This is a genomic window from Mycolicibacterium sarraceniae (genome assembly GCF_010731875.1).
Taxonomy (GTDB): Bacteria; Actinomycetota; Actinomycetes; order Mycobacteriales; family Mycobacteriaceae; genus Mycobacterium; species Mycobacterium sarraceniae.
In genome coordinates, this window is sequence record NZ_AP022595.1 from 4,338,503 (window position 1) to 4,353,167 (window position 14,665).

The following is a 14,665-nucleotide window of genomic DNA, read 5'->3' on the forward strand; positions in this document are numbered from 1 at the left end:
CGAGAGGCAACCGTCATGGCGCAGAATCCCAACCTCGCGGCGCTGTCCGCCGCCGGCGTGTCCGTCTGGCTCGACGATCTATCCCGGACCCGGCTGAAGACCGGCAACCTGCAGGAGCTGATCGACACCCGCAGCATCGTCGGTGTCACCACCAACCCGTCGATCTTCCAGGCCGCGCTCTCGCACGGCGATGCCTACGACGCACAGGTTTGCGAGCTCGCCGAGCGCGGTGCCGATGTCGACGCGACCATCCGCACCGTCACCACCGATGACGTCCGCGAGGCCTGCGACGTCCTGCACCCGCAGTGGGAGGCATCGAACGGTATCGACGGCCGGGTGTCCATCGAGGTCGACCCGCGGCTGGCCCACGACACCGATAAGACCGTGCTGCAGGCCATCGAGCTGTGGAAGATCGTCGACCGGCCCAACCTGCTGATCAAGATCCCCGCCACCAAGGCCGGCCTGCCCGCGATCACCGCGGTTCTGGCCGAGGGCATTTCGGTCAACGTGACGCTGATCTTCTCGGTGCAGCGCCACCGCGAGGTCATCGACGCCTACCTCGCCGGGCTAGAAGCCGCCAAGCAGGCCGGCCACGACCTGTCCAAGATTCATTCGGTCGCTTCGTTTTTCGTGTCGCGGGTGGACACCGAGATCGACAAGCGGCTGGAGGCGATCGGCTCCGACGAGGCGCTGGCGCTGCGCGGACAAGCCGGCGTGGCCAATGCCCGGCTGGCCTACGCCGCCTACCAAGAGGTATTCGTCGGCGGTGAGCGTTTCGAAGCGCTCGCCGAAGCCGGTGCCCTGGTGCAGCGGCCGCTGTGGGCGTCCACCGGTGTCAAGAACCCGGACTACTCCGACACCCTCTACGTCACCGAACTCGTCGCCCCCAACACGGTGAACACCATGCCGGAGAAGACCATTGAGGCGGTCGCCGACCACGGTGTGGTCACCGGAGACACCATCACCGGCAGCGCGGCGGCGGCCCAGGAGGTGTTCGACAAGCTCGAGGCCATCGGCATCGACCTCACCGACGTGTTCCTGGTCTTGGAGGACGAGGGCGTGGACAAGTTCGAGAAGTCCTGGCAGGAACTCCTCGACGCAACCCAGGAACAGCTGGACGCCGCCGCCAAATGAGTGACGCAGCCACTCCGGCGGTGACCTGCGCGGGCGCACCCGCCGACTGGCAGAACCCATTGCGGGACAAGCGCGATAAGCGCATGCCCCGCATCGCGGGCCCGTGTGGGGTGGTGATCTTCGGCGTCACGGGTGATCTCGCCACCAAGAAGTTGATGCCGGCGATTTATGACCTGGCCAACCGCGGTCTGCTGCCTCCCACGTTCGCGCTGATCGGCTTCGCTCGGCGCGACTGGAAGGACCAGGACTTCGGCGATATCGTGCTGACCGCTGTCAAGGCGCATGCCCGCACCCCGTTTCGCCAAGAGGTCTGGGACCGGCTGGCCGAGGGAATCCGGTTCGTCGAGGGCGCTTTTGATGACGATGCCGCGTTCGGCCGGTTGGCCGACACGCTGAAGAAGCTCGACGCCGAGCGCGGCACGGGCGGCAATCACGCGTTCTACCTGTCGATCCCGCCGAAGGCGTTCCCGCAGGTGCTCGAACAGTTGTCGACATCGGGCCTGGCAACCAAGCCCGACGGCTGCTGGAGTCGGGTGGTGATCGAGAAGCCGTTCGGTCACAATCTCAAGAGCGCCGAAGAGCTAAACACCTTGGTCAACAGCGTCTTTCCCGAATCATCGGTGTTCCGCATCGATCACTACCTCGGCAAAGAGACGGTGCAGAACATCCTGGCGCTGCGCTTCGCCAACCAATTGTTCGACCCGATCTGGAATGCGCATTACGTCGACCATGTCCAGATCACCATGGCCGAGGACATCGGACTCGGCGGCCGTGGCGGCTATTACGACGGTGTGGGTGCAGCCCGCGACGTGATCCAGAACCACCTGTTGCAGCTGCTGGCGCTCACGGCGATGGAAGAGCCGGTCAACTTCAGCCCCGACGAGCTGCAGGCCGAGAAGATCAAGGTGCTCTCGGCCACGCGGCTGGTGGCACCGTTGGATGACAACACATCGCGCGGCCAGTACACCGCCGGCTGGCAGGGCAACGAGCAGGCTGTCGGGTTGCTCGAGGAAGAGGGTTTCTCGCAGACCTCCACCACCGAGACGTACGCGGCGATCACCCTCGATGTGGACACCCGCCGCTGGGCGGGTGTGCCGTTCTATCTGCGGACCGGAAAACGACTGGGCCGCAGGGTGACTGAGATCGCCCTGGTGTTCAAGCGAGCCCCGCACCTGCCGTTTGACGACACCATGACCGACGAGCTCGGCAAGAACGCACTGGTGATCCGGGTACAGCCCGACGAAGGCATCACGCTGCGGTTCGGTTCCAAGGTGCCCGGCCATGCCATGGAGGTCCGCGACGTCAACATGGACTTCTCCTACGGTTCGGCGTTCGCCGAGGATTCACCGGAGGCCTACGAGCGACTGATCCTCGATGTTCTGCTGGGTGAGCCTTCGCTGTTCCCGGTCAACCAGGAAGTCGAATTGGCCTGGAAGATCCTGGACCCCGCGCTGGAGAACTGGGCATCGCATGGCAAGCCTGAGCCGTACGAGTCCGGCGGTTGGGGTCCGGAATCCGCGTTCGAGATGTTGCGCCGGTCTGGGCGCGAATGGAGGCGCCCGTGATTGTCGATATGCCGGACACCAGCACCGGCGCGGTCAACAAGAAGCTGGATTCGCTGCGCACCGAGGGCGGGGCGATCACGATGGCCCGGGTGCTGACCCTGGTCATCGCACCGGACACCAGCGCCATGCTAGAAGATTCGATCGAGGCGGCCAACAGCGCCAGCCACGAGCACCCCTGCCGGGTGATCGTGGTGGTGCCCGGGGATCCGGATGCGGCCGAACCCAAGCTGGACGGGCAGATCCGCGTCGGTCATGACGCCGGTTCGGGTGAGGTCGTCGTACTCACGTTGTCGGGACCGCTGGCCAACCAGGCCAGCAGCGTCGTGATGCCGTTCCTGCTGCCCGACACTCCGGTCGTGGCATGGTGGCCCGCGGTAGCCCCCGCTATTCCAGCTGAAGACCCGTTGGGACAGTTAGCGATTCGCCGGATCACCGATGCCACCAATGGCGTGGACCCGCTGGATTCGATCAAGGGTCGCCTCGAGGGGTACACCGCCGGGGATACCGATCTCGCGTGGAGCCGAATCACATACTGGCGGGCTTTGCTCACCTCGACGTTGGACCAGGCGCCGTTCGAGCCCATCACGTCGGCGCTGGTCTCGGGGCTGAAAACCGAACCCTCCCTTGATGTCTTGGCCGGCTGGCTGGCCACCCGGATCGACGGTCCGGTACAGCGGGCATACGGCGATCTGAAGGTCGAGCTGGTTCGCCCGACCGAGACGATCACCTTGAGCCGTCCGCAGACCGGGGTGACCGCGACGCTGACGCGCACTGCCCGCCCCGACGCGAAGGTGCCGCTGGCACGCAGGGAGACCGGAGAGTGTCTGGCCGAGGATCTGCGTAGGCTCGATGCCGACGATATCTATCTGTCCGCACTCCAGGGAATCGACAAGGTGCACTACATATGAGCCGCATCGTGCAGACCTACCCCGATACCGAAGCCCTGGTGACCGCCGTCGGCGACCGGCTGGTCGAGGCGATCACGTCCGCGATCGCGGCCCGCGGCCGGGCCTTCATCGTAGTGACCGGTGGCGGAACGGGTATCAGCCTGCTCAAACACGTCGGCGCACACGACGAGGCGATCGACTGGTCCACGGTGCACATCTTCTGGGGCGACGATCGCTTTGTGCCCGCCGACGACGCCGAGCGCAATGACAAGCAGGCCCGCGAGGCACTGCTCGATCACATCGACATCCCGGCCGGCAATGTGCACCCGATGGCAGCCAGTGACGGCGAGTACGGCGACGACCTGGATGCCGCGGCGCTGGCCTACGAGCGCGAGCTGGCCGCCACCGCCGAGCCTGGTGAGCCCACACCGGCTTTCGACGTACACCTGCTCGGGATGGGCGGCGAAGGCCACATCAACTCGCTGTTCCCGCACACCCCGGCGGTCGCCGAAACCGTCCGGTTCGTCGTCGGGGTCGAGGACTCCCCCAAGCCGCCGCCGCGGCGGATCACGCTGACGCTGCCCGCCGTCACCCGCTCGCGCGAAGTGTGGCTGGTGGTATCGGGTGCCGCCAAGGCCGATGCCGTCGCCGAGGCAATCGGCGGCGCCAGCCCCGACGACGTGCCCGCGGCCGGCGCGGTGGGCTTCGAGGCCACAGTTTGGCTTCTCGACACCGAGGCAGCGAGCAAGCTGCCAGACTGAGCTCATGGTCGACAAGACGCCACCGCCCCGCACCGGTCGCGACCGGATCAAGACCCTGGCGCAGGCGGCGCTCAACGCGGATGTCACCGTCGACCAGCTCGACACCATCCTGACCGGGATGAGCGAGGCGCTCACCGACCTCAACACGACGATGAGCGGCATGAACGGCACGATCGGGTATTTCGAGGAGACCCTGGTGGTGTTCAATTCCACTCTGGGCCGCATCGACGAGCTGGCACCGCGGCTGGTCGCCGTCGTCGCCCGGATGGAAGGGATCGTCGAGCGGGTCGAGCGCATCGTCGGAGTCGGTGAAGCGGTGTTATCACCGCTGGCCGCCACCGAATCAGCGGTGCGCGGCATCGTCAACGCGGTGCGGCGCGCGGCTCGCTAGCTCCTACCACCAGCCATCGTCGGGATCGGCGACAGCCCAGTCGGCCAGCACGGGCGGGGCGACCGACGGCAGCGGACCAATCAATTCAGCGGTGTTCTCCAGCGAGCAGTCAGGTTGTGTCATGGCAGGTTTGACGCTGTTGTGGCATTGCAGGTTCCATCGTGTCCACCGATTACGGGTCCGGCCGGCGCCGACGCCTCGACGTACAACTCCCAACACTCAGATCGTCGTGACTCCCGACACGTACGCCCGTCCCGCTATGGTGTACGCGCCGTGGGCCACCTGGCTGAACTAGCCGCTATTGCGCAACGCTGAGGCCAGCCCGCTCATCGTCAGCAGGATGCCGCGCTGCACCAGCTCGTCTTCGTCACCAGATCGGAAGCGGCGCAACAGCTCCACCTGCAGGTGATTCAGCGGCTCCAGGTACGGGAACCGGTTGAACACCGAACGGGCCAGCGCCGGGTTGTCGGCGAGCAGATCGTCCTGGCCCGTGATGAGCTCGTGCATGCGGATGGTGCGCTCGTGTTCGGCGGCGATCTTGTCGAACACTCGGCGCCGCAGCTCCTCGTCCTCGACGAGCTCCGAATACCGCGCGGCCAGACCCAGATCCGACTTCGCCAGCACCTGCGCCATATTCGACAGCACCGTGGCGAAGAAGGGCCACTTCACGTACAGATCCTGCAAGACCTCGAGGCGACCGTCTTCCTCGGCGATCCACTGCTCGAACGCGCTGCCCGTGCCGTACCAGCCGGGCAGCATCACCCGCGACTGACTCCACGCCAGCACCCACGGGATGGCCCGCAGGTCGGCGATCGACGTGGTCGGTTTACGCGATGTCGGCCGGCTGCCGATATTGAGCGAGCCGATCTCGCTGACAGGCGTGGACGCCTTGAAGTATTCGACGAAACCCGGCGTCTCGTGCACCAATTCGGCATACGCCCGCTGAGCGCGGGCAGCGAGATCGTCGAGCACCTGATACGCGCTTTCGGCCAGATCGCCCAGGCCCTCGGTGTCCAGCAGCGTCGACTCCAGCGTGGCCGCCAGCAGCGTCTCGAGGTTGCGGTGGGCGATACGCGGTTCGGCGTACTTGGCCGCGATGATCTCGCCCTGCTCGGTCAGCCGCAGTGACCCCTTCACCGCACCCGGCGGCTGGGCCAGGATCGCGTCATAGCTCGGACCTCCGCCGCGGCCGACGGTGCCGCCGCGGCCGTGGAACAACCGCAGCCGGATCCCGGTCTTGCGTGCCGATTCCACCAGATCCAGTTCGGCCCGGTACAGCGCCCAGTTAGCGGCCAGATACCCGCCGTCCTTGTTGGAGTCGGAGTAGCCGAGCATGACCTCCTGGCTCTCGCCGCGGGCGTGCACCATCGCGCGGTACAGCGGAAGGTCCAGCACCGATTCGAGGATGGCCGAACCGCGTTGCAGGTCATCTATGGTTTCGAACAGCGGCACGATACCAACTGGCGCGTGCACGGGATCGCCCGAAATATCGAGCAGCCCAGCTTCTTTGAGCAGGATTGCGGCTTCCAGCATATCCGAGACCGACTGGCACATCGAGATGATGTAGTTCGGCACGGCCGCCGGACCGAAGACGTTGACGGCGCGGGCGGCAGCGAAGACGATGTCGAGCTCCTTGCGGGCCAGCTCCGAGAGCTCGGAGTCGTCGCGCACCAGCGGCCGCCGGGTGGCCAGCTCCCCCGCCAGCACCTCGACGCGCTCCGGCTCGGACAGCGACGCATAATCGGGATGCACCCCGGCCCAGGACAGCAGTTCGGCGATGACCTCCTCGTGCATCTCGGAGTTCTGCCGCATGTCCAGGCCGCTGAGGTGAAAGCCGAAGACATCCACGGCTTCTCGCAAGCGAGACAGCCGATCGTCGGCCAGTAGCGCACTGCCGTTGGCGCGCAGCGAGGCGTCGATGACGTCAAGGTCGGCGCGCAGTTCGGCCGGCGTTTCGTAGGGCGGCATGCCGAGATCGAGGGTGTGCTGCGGGGTGCGGTCGAGGATGTCATGCGCGGTGGCGGTCAGCCGGGCATGCACCACCCGCAAGGCTCGGCGATACGGCTCGTCGAGCCGGGCCGGTTCGTTGCAGGCGTCGGCCAGCGCAACGAGGTCCTCGGTGGTCTTCACCAGCCGCACCGACAGTGACAGCTCCTGCTCCAGGTGCGTCAGCTCAGCGAAGTAGTGCCCCAGCGCGGTGTAGGCGGCACTGCCGGTGGCCAGCCGCACCACCTCGGCGTCGACGTTCGGATTGCCGTCCCGATCGCCACCGATCCACGACCCCGGCCGCAGGATCGGCGCGGCCAGTAGCTCGGAGTCGGTCCACCGCGCCCGCAATGCGTCGCGCACTTCGGCGTTCACCTTCGGGATCACCTCGAAGAACGCCGCCGGGTAATAGCGCAGTCCGACTTCGATCTCATCTTGAATCTTCAACCGGGACAACCGAATCAGCGCGGTCTGCCACAGGGTCAGGATCTGGCGGCGCAGTTCGGTCTCGACCGGCTGGCCGTCCTCGGTTTCATCCTGCCCACGCAGCCGCACCCGCATCAGCTGGGTGATGCGGTGCTGGGTGTCGAAGACGGTGCGGCGGCGGGTTTCGGTCGGATGAGCGGTGATCACCGGTGCCACCAACGCACCTTTCAGCGCCTCGGCGACGGTGTCGGGATTGAGGTGCGCGGCGTCCAGCTTTAGGTAGGTGGCCGCCAGGGTGCTGTTCTGCGGGGGTTCTCCGGCGGCGACGTGGATGGCGCGGCGGCGTTCGCGGTGGATGTCTTCGGCGACGTTGGCCAGCAGCGCGAAGTGGGTGAAGGCACGGATCACCGGGATGGCCTGATGGATGTCGATGCCGTCGAAGAGTTGGGCGAGTTCGGACCGGTCGATCTCGGAGCGGCGCACCCGGAACGATTCGACTCGGGCCCGCTCGACGAGGTCGAACACCTCCTCGCCGTTCTGCTCGCGGACGGTATCGCCAAGGATCGTGCCGAGCAGTCGGATGTCCTCCCGCATCGGCTCGGTGGCCTCCCTCCCGACCTTGGTGCGGGTGACCGCGCCGATCGGTTCCAGAGATTCGGGGAGTTCAGCCATCCCTCAAGTATCAGGGTGCGCGGTGGGGGCTGCAGAACGTGTGAATCTATCCACAGCTTCGGATTCATCCACACTGCGGATTCTCGCCCATGGGATTCGAACACATGTTCTATACCGTGGAGTCATGGAACCGCTGAGCGCCGAGGACGTGCACGTGGCCGTGCGCGCTGAGCTCGATGCCGTGGACACCGCGTACGGCCGGTTGCGGTCCGTGTGTACCGATCTGGCCGGTAATGCGTTTCGCATCGAGGTGGCCGCCCGTCTGGAAGCGCAGGATCGGGTCAACAGGGGCCTGTCCTACCGGATGTTCGGTGAGATCGCCGAACCGGTCGACGGCGTCGGCATGCCGGCCGGCGTCAAGGTTCGTGACGTGCTGGCCAGCCGTTTGCGGCTGACCGCCGGGGAGGTCAAGCGGCGATTCCGGATCGCCTCACGGATCCGCGCACGCCGGTCGCCCACCGGGGCGCCCCTGCCGCCTGAGCTGCCGGCGTTGGCGGCCGCCGTCGAGGAGGGCGAAGTCGGCGAGGATCATATCGCCGCGGTGTGCCAAGCACTCGACAGGTTGCCTTCAGTGGTGGCGCCGGCCGACCGCGAGGCCGCCGAGAGGACGCTCGTTCGCCATGCGCGGGAGGAGGATTCGAGATTCGTCGCCGCGATCGGCGTTGGGATTGCCGATTGCCTGAACCCGGATGGCACGTTCACCGACGAGGACCGCGCCCGGCGCCGCGGCGTGGTGCTGGGCCGGCAGGGGCCGGACGGGATGAGCAGGCTCTCGGGCTGGCTGGATCCGGAGGGACGCGCCTATCTGGAGACCGTGACGGCCGCGCAACGGCCGGGGCGCCATGTTCCCGACGGCACCGAGGGCCGCGACACCCGCACGCCCGAGCAGCGCTGCCACGACGGACTGAAACTGGGCCTGAAGGCCGGGGTCGAATCCGGCGCACTGGGCCAGCACCGCGGGCTGCCGGTGACCGTGATCGTGACGACGACGCTGGGCGAGCTCGAGCAGGCGTGTGGCTGGGCTCGTACCGGCGGTACCGGCCGGTTGCCGATGCGCGACGTCATCCGGATGGCCGGCGAGGCGATTCACTACCTGGCGGTGTTCGAGGACCACTCCACGCGGCCGCTGTACCTGGGCCGTGCCAAACGCCTTGCGACAGAGGACCATCGAATCATCTGCTACGCACGTGATCGTGGCTGCACAAAACCGAACTGCTTCGAACCGGGATATCACTGCGAGGTTCATCACGCGCAGCCGTGGAGCGAGGGCGGGCCGACCGACGCGGACAACCTGCACTTCGGCTGCGCCTGTGACCACAAGATGGCCACTGACGGCGAGTACACGACGACCGTCACCGAGGACGGCCGTATCGCCTGGAGCGATGGCAGCGGTCCCCCGCGCGTGAACGACGTGCACCACCCCGAGCGATTGCTCGCCGACTCGGACGAGCCGCCGGGTCCGGGTCCCGGCGCCGGTCCCTAATGACGTTCTCGTCATTTATCGCCCACGGGGCGTGGCTGTTCGTTAATCTCCCGCGAGTCGAGGTTCGAACCGCAACGAGGGGTTGCAATGATCCGCGGATTAGTTCTCACCGGCATTTTCGCCATCGGTGTCGGGGCGGCACCGGCGATTCACGCTGGCGCGACGCCCGTGCCGCTGCCCCTCAACAGCGGCATCGCCTGCCAGTGGTGACGCTTCGGGCCACGCTCCGCCCACCGGGATACAACAGCAGGCAGGATCGCATGATGGCCACTGAACCGATGACCACCGTGTTCACCGCCCGCCGCGTCATCACGATGGATCCCGACATACCCGATGCCACCGCTGTCGCCGTGACCGATGGCCGGATCACCGCCGTCGGCCATGCCGACGAACTCCGGGCGACCGGGACGGTCGATGACACCTTCGCTGATGCGATCATCTGTGCGGGTCTGATCGATCAACACCTGCATCCGGTGCTCGGGGCCACCACTCTGATGACCGAGGTGATCGCCATCGAGGACTGGCGGCTACCCGACAAGATCTATCCGGCCGCGCACTCACCCGCGGAGTACCGGAGTCGGCTCGCCACTGCCGAACAGCAGCTTTCCGACCCGGCCGAGTGGCTGTTCTCGTGGGGCTATCACAAGCTCTGGCACGGCGCGCTGGATCGCGCCGCACTCGACGCGATCAGCACCACGCGCCCGATCGCGGTGTGGCAGCGGTCCTGTCACGAGTGGTATCTGAACTCCGCGGCGATCGATCGGCTCGGCATCACCGCCGCGGACCTGACCGGCCAGGGCACCGCCAGCACGATGGTCGATCTGGACGCCGGCCATTGGTGGGAAACCGGGATGAACCTGCTGCTTCCCAAGCTTTCTCCGCTGTTCATGAGCCAGGACCGGCTGGCGGCCGGGTTGCGCCAGCTGGTCGCCTACCTGCACCGCAACGGAGTCACCGCGATCAACGAGCCCGGCATCATGTGGGCGTTCGAACCGTGGTTGCTGTATCAAGACATCCTCGGATCCGAGGAAACTCCCTTCACATCAACGTTTCTCGTCGATGCTCGCAGTCAGGCAGACTCCGGTATGGACCCCGCCGACGCGGTCGCCGACGCGCAGCGGCAGGTCGACAGCGCCGCCGCGGGCAAGGTGCGGCTGCTACCGCGGCAGGTCAAGCTGTTCGCCGACGGCGCGATCATCAGCCAGTTGATGCAGATGCGCGACCCGTACCTCGACGAGTCGGGCCACCCCGACCTGTGCCATCACGGCGAGTGGATGATGCAACCCGACACGTTTCGGGCGTTCGCGAAGGTCTACTGGAACGCGGACTGGCAGTTGCACATTCACGTCAACGGTGACGCCGGACTGGATCTGGTGCTCGACACCATCGCCGAGTGCATGGCCGGCCATCCGCGCGCCGACCACCGCACGGTGATCGTGCACTTCGCCAACTCGACCGAGGCGCAGGTGGAGCGCATCGCCCAGCTGGGCTGCATCGTGTCCGCCAATTCGTACTATCCCGTCGGATTCGCCGATCAATACACCGCCCACGGGCTGGGCTCCGAACGCGCCGACGCGATGGTCCGAGCGGCATCAGTGCTGAGCCGAGGCATCCCGCTGTCGCTGCATTCCGACCTGCCGATGGGCCCGGCCGCACCGCTGACCCTGGCCTGGTGCGCGGTCAACCGGCAGACACCCAGCGGCCGGGTCGCCGGCCCCGATCAGCGGATCTCGGTGGATGACGCGCTGCGTGCGGTCACGATCGAGGCCGCCTACTCGTGGCGGCTCGAGCGCGAGCTCGGCAGCATCACGCCGGGAAAACTCGCCAACTTCACGGTCCTGGCCCAGGACCCGTATGCGGTCGATCCGCTGCGGCTCGACGACATCGAGGTGCTGGGCACGGTTTACGAGGGCCGCACATTCGTGTCCGGGTGACCCAGCATCGCGAACAGCGGCGCGTGCAGGCGCTTGCGCTCGGCGGCGGACAGCCGGCCGGTCATCGGCGCGCGCCGTCTTCACCACCTGACAGGTCAGCTGTATTTGATCTGCAGGGCCATCCCGACGATGGACACCACCCAGATACCGGTGACGAACAACGTCAAGCGGTCGAGGTTCTTCTCGACAACCGTCGACCCGGACAGGCTGGACTGCACGCCGCCGCCGAACAGCGTCGACAGGCCGCCACCCTTGGCGCGGTGCAGCAGCACCAGCAACACCACCAGCACGCTGGTGACCACCAGGATGATCTGCAGAGTCAAAACCATGACGCCCAGAATACCTGCTCGAAAGCCTGCTTACGGCAGCGGCCCGCCTGCGGCGATCGCCGACAGGATGGCGAACTGCTCGCCATCCAGCGATGCCCCGCCGACCAGTGCGCCGTCGATATCCTTCTGCCCGACCAGTTCGCCCACATTCTTGGCGTTCACCGAGCCGCCGTACAGCACCCGGACACCATCGGCAATCTGCGGCGTGGCGATGCTGGCCAGCTCGGCACGGATCGCCCCGCACACTTCCTGCGCGTCGGCGGCACTGGCCACCCGCCCGGTGCCGATGGCCCACACCGGCTCGTAGGCGATCACGACGTTCGTCAGCTGCTCGTTGGTCAGCCCGGCGAGCGAGCCGCGCAACGAATCCACACAGAACTCAACATGACCGCCAGCCTCACGCACCTCGAGCTGCTCACCGATGCAGACGATCGGCGTGAGTCCGTTCCGGAACGCCGCCACCGCCTTCTCGGCGACCACCGCGTCGTCCTCGTGGTGATAGGTGCGGCGCTCGGAGTGCCCGACCACCACGAACGTGCAGCCCAGCTTCGCCAGGAACGCACCGCTGATATCGCCGGTGTAGGCCCCCGAATCGTGAGGGGACAGATCCTGCGCACCATAGGTCAGCCGTAGCTTGTCGCCGTCGACCAGGGTCTGCACACTGCGCAGATCGGTGAACGGCGGGATGACCGTGACGTCGACCTTGTCGAAGTACTTGTCGGGCAACGAGAACGCGATCTTCTGGACCAGCGCGATGGCCTCGAAGTGGTTGAGGTTCATCTTCCAGTTGCCCGCGATCAGCGGTTTACGGGACACAGCACTCCTAATTCAAGACATCGATACCGGGAAGGCTCTTGCCCTCAAGGTATTCCAGCGATGCACCGCCGCCGGTGGAAATGTGCGAGAAACCGTCGTCCGGCAGCCCGAGCTGACGCACCGCGGCAGCCGAATCACCACCGCCGACGACGCTGAACGCGCCCTTGCCGGTCGCGGCGACGATCGCCTCGGCCACCCCCTTGGTGCCCGCCGCGAACGCCGGGAACTCGAACACGCCCATCGGGCCGTTCCAGAAGATCGTGCGGGCGTTCGAGAGCAGCTTGGTGAACCGCTTGACCGACTCCGGACCGATATCCAGACCCATCTTGTCGGCCGGGATCTGATCAGCCCAAACGGTTTCCGGCACCGAATCGGCCGCAAACTTCTCGGCGACGACGATATCGACCGGCAGGTGGATGACATCGCCGTATTTGTCGAGCAGCTGCTGACAGGTCTCGATCATCTCCTCCTGCAGCAGCGAGGTGCCCACCGAAACTCCTTGCGCGGCAAGGAAGGTGAAGCACATGCCACCGCCGATGACGATACTGTCGGCCTTGGTGGCCAGGTTCTCGATGACGGCCAGCTTGTCCGACACCTTGGATCCGCCCAGCACCACGGCGTAGGGCCGCTCGGTGGAACTGGTCAGCTGCTCGAGCACCTTGACCTCGGCCGCCACTAGCGTGCCCGCGTAGTGCGGCAGCAGTGTGGCCACGTCGTAGACCGAGGCCTGCTTGCGGTGCACGACACCGAAGCCGTCGGACACGAAAGCGCCGTCATCGCCAACCAAGTCGACCAGGGCCTTGGCCAACGTCAACCGCTCGGCATCGTCCTTCGACGTCTCCCGGGGATCGAACCGGATGTTCTCCAGCAGCAGCACATCGCCATCGGTCAGGCCCTCGGCCCGCGCCAGGGCGTCGGTGCCGATCACGTCACCGGCCAGCTGCACATGCCGTCCCAGCTTCTCCCCCAGCGCGGCCGCGACCGGCGCCAGCGAAAACTGCGGGTCCGGTCCACCCGTGGGGCGGCCCAGGTGCGCGGTCACCACAACCTTGGCACCGGCGTCCGCCAGTGCCTTCAGCGTGGGCACCGACGCGATGATGCGGCCGGGATCAGCGATGGCACCGTCGGCGTCGAGCGGGACGTTCAGGTCGGAGCGCACCAGAACGCCCCGCCCTTCCACGCCCTCTTTCACCAGGTCGTCGAGAGTGGCGACCATGGTTACAGCGACTTGCCGACCAGCGCGACCAGATCGGCCAGACGGTTGGAGTAGCCCCACTCGTTGTCGTACCAGGAGACGACCTTGGCCTGGTTGTCGATGACCTTGGTCAGGCCCGAGTCGAACAGCGAGCTGTGCGGGTCGGTGACGATATCGCTGGAGACGATCGGCGCGTCGTAGTACTTGAGGATGCCCTTGAGCGGGCCGTCGGCGGCAGCCTTGAACGCCGCGTTGATCTCCTCGACGGTGCCGGGCTTCTTCAGCTCAGCGGTCAGATCGGTCACCGAGCCGGTGGGGATCGGCACCCGCAGCGCGTAGCCGTCGAGCTTGCCCTTGAGCTCCGGGAGCACCAGGCCGATGGCCTTGGCCGCACCGGTGGAGGTCGGCACGATGTTCAGGGCGGCGGCGCGGGCACGGCGCAGATCGCTATGCGGGCCGTCCTGCAGGTTCTGATCCTGGGTGTAGGCGTGGATCGTGGTCATCAGGCCCTTGACGATGCCGAACTCGTCGTTGAGGACCTTGGCCAGCGGGCCCAGGCAGTTCGTGGTGCACGAGGCGTTGGAGATGATGTTCTGGCTGCCGTCGTACTTGTCCTGGTTCACGCCGAGCACGATGGTGATGTCTTCATCGGTGGCCGGCGCGGAGATGATGACCTTCTTGGCGCCCGCGTCCAAGTGGCCCTTGGCCTTGGCGGCGTTGGTGAAGATGCCGGTCGACTCGACCACGACGTCGACGCCCAGGTCACCCCAGGGCAGCGCCGCCGGGCCTTCCTTGACTGCCAGCGCCTTGATCTTGTGGTCGCCGACGACGATGTAGTCACCGTCGACGCTGACGTCGTAGGGCAGCCGGCCCAGGATCGAGTCGAACTTCAGCAGGTGCGCCAGCGTGGCAGTCGACGTCAGGTCGTTCACGGCCACGATCTCGATGTCGGTGTTCTTACCCTCGGCCTTCTGCGCGTCCAGGGCGCGGAAGAAGTTGCGCCCGATGCGGCCGAAACCGTTAACGCCAACCCGGATGGTCACGGTGTCTCCTCTAGTAGCTTCTCAGTACCCGGGCCCAGCCTAA

At 66.4% G+C, this 14,665-nt stretch carries 12 protein-coding genes; 7 read left to right on the plus strand and 5 right to left on the minus strand.

The window, feature by feature from the left end:
* Positions 1–15: 15 nt before the first annotated feature.
* Genes tal through G6N13_RS21690 form a run of 5 tightly spaced genes read left to right on the plus strand, consistent with a single transcriptional unit; the run spans position 16 to position 4,738 of the window.
* Complete coding sequence (gene tal / locus G6N13_RS21670; protein ID WP_163700354.1) at positions 16–1,134, plus strand: transaldolase; 1,119 nt, start codon at positions 16–18, stop codon at positions 1,132–1,134.
* Positions 1,131–2,699 (plus strand): glucose-6-phosphate dehydrogenase, encoded by a 1,569-nt coding sequence (gene zwf, locus G6N13_RS21675; protein WP_163700356.1) that lies wholly within the window; start codon positions 1,131–1,133, stop codon positions 2,697–2,699. Before tal ends, zwf begins: the two co-directional genes overlap by 4 nt.
* The gene (gene opcA / locus G6N13_RS21680; protein ID WP_163700359.1) at positions 2,696–3,607 is read left to right on the plus strand and encodes a glucose-6-phosphate dehydrogenase assembly protein OpcA; all 912 of its coding nucleotides are present in this window, start codon (positions 2,696–2,698) and stop codon (positions 3,605–3,607) included. Before zwf ends, opcA begins: the two co-directional genes overlap by 4 nt.
* Positions 3,604–4,347, plus strand: a complete 744-nt coding sequence (gene pgl, locus G6N13_RS21685) for a 6-phosphogluconolactonase (protein WP_163700362.1) — start codon at positions 3,604–3,606, stop codon at positions 4,345–4,347. Before opcA ends, pgl begins: the two co-directional genes overlap by 4 nt.
* Positions 4,348–4,351: 4 nt before the next feature.
* Positions 4,352–4,738 carry an ATPase gene (locus tag G6N13_RS21690; RefSeq protein WP_163700365.1) on the plus strand — a complete coding sequence of 129 codons (387 nt, stop codon included), beginning with the start codon at positions 4,352–4,354 and terminating at the stop codon, positions 4,736–4,738.
* Between the two features lie 291 nt (positions 4,739–5,029).
* Here the strand turns inward: G6N13_RS21690 and ppc are convergent, their stop codons facing one another.
* Positions 5,030–7,822: a phosphoenolpyruvate carboxylase gene (ppc, locus tag G6N13_RS21695; RefSeq protein ID WP_163700368.1), complete on the minus strand. Its 2,793-nt coding sequence runs from the start codon at positions 7,820–7,822 to the stop codon at positions 5,030–5,032.
* 124 nt (positions 7,823–7,946) lie between these two features.
* Here ppc and G6N13_RS21700 point away from each other — a divergent pair, with 124 nt between their 5' ends.
* Positions 7,947–9,305, plus strand: a complete 1,359-nt coding sequence (locus tag G6N13_RS21700; RefSeq protein ID WP_163700372.1) for an HNH endonuclease signature motif containing protein — start codon at positions 7,947–7,949, stop codon at positions 9,303–9,305.
* A gap of 260 nt (positions 9,306–9,565) precedes the next feature.
* Positions 9,566–11,239, plus strand: a complete 1,674-nt coding sequence (locus tag G6N13_RS21705) for an amidohydrolase (protein WP_163700375.1) — start codon at positions 9,566–9,568, stop codon at positions 11,237–11,239.
* Positions 11,240–11,334: 95 nt separating this feature from the next.
* Here the strand turns inward: G6N13_RS21705 and secG are convergent, their stop codons facing one another.
* The 4 genes from secG to gap are packed head-to-tail and all read right to left on the minus strand — an operon-like array spanning position 11,335 to position 14,622.
* Complete coding sequence (gene secG / locus G6N13_RS21710; RefSeq protein WP_099251382.1) at positions 11,335–11,568, minus strand: preprotein translocase subunit SecG; 234 nt, start codon at positions 11,566–11,568, stop codon at positions 11,335–11,337.
* Between the two features lie 30 nt (positions 11,569–11,598).
* Positions 11,599–12,384 (minus strand): triose-phosphate isomerase, encoded by a 786-nt coding sequence (tpiA, locus tag G6N13_RS21715; RefSeq protein ID WP_163700378.1) that lies wholly within the window; start codon positions 12,382–12,384, stop codon positions 11,599–11,601.
* A gap of 7 nt (positions 12,385–12,391) precedes the next feature.
* A complete protein-coding gene (locus tag G6N13_RS21720) occupies positions 12,392–13,600 on the minus strand; it encodes a phosphoglycerate kinase (protein WP_163700380.1) in 1,209 nt (402 codons plus the stop codon).
* Between the two features lie 2 nt (positions 13,601–13,602).
* Positions 13,603–14,622, minus strand: coding sequence for a type I glyceraldehyde-3-phosphate dehydrogenase (gene gap, locus G6N13_RS21725; protein ID WP_163700383.1), 1,020 nt, complete (start codon positions 14,620–14,622; stop codon positions 13,603–13,605).
* Positions 14,623–14,665: the final 43 nt, after the last annotated feature.

Bases quoted from the DNA above. Each gene is read 5' to 3' on its own strand.
- tal (WP_163700354.1), top strand. From the start codon at position 16: ATGGCGCAGAATCCCAACCTCGCGGCGCTGTCCGCCGCCGGCGTGTCC.
- zwf (WP_163700356.1), top strand. From the start codon at position 1,131: ATGAGTGACGCAGCCACTCCGGCGGTGACCTGCGCGGGCGCACCCGCC.
- pgl (WP_163700362.1), top strand. From the start codon at position 3,604: ATGAGCCGCATCGTGCAGACCTACCCCGATACCGAAGCCCTGGTGACC.
- G6N13_RS21690 (WP_163700365.1), top strand. From the start codon at position 4,352: ATGGTCGACAAGACGCCACCGCCCCGCACCGGTCGCGACCGGATCAAG.
- ppc (WP_163700368.1), bottom strand. From the start codon at position 7,822: ATGGCTGAACTCCCCGAATCTCTGGAACCGATCGGCGCGGTCACCCGC.
- G6N13_RS21700 (WP_163700372.1), top strand. From the start codon at position 7,947: ATGGAACCGCTGAGCGCCGAGGACGTGCACGTGGCCGTGCGCGCTGAG.
- G6N13_RS21705 (WP_163700375.1), top strand. From the start codon at position 9,566: ATGATGGCCACTGAACCGATGACCACCGTGTTCACCGCCCGCCGCGTC.
- secG (WP_099251382.1), bottom strand. From the start codon at position 11,568: ATGGTTTTGACTCTGCAGATCATCCTGGTGGTCACCAGCGTGCTGGTG.
- G6N13_RS21720 (WP_163700380.1), bottom strand. From the start codon at position 13,600: ATGGTCGCCACTCTCGACGACCTGGTGAAAGAGGGCGTGGAAGGGCGG.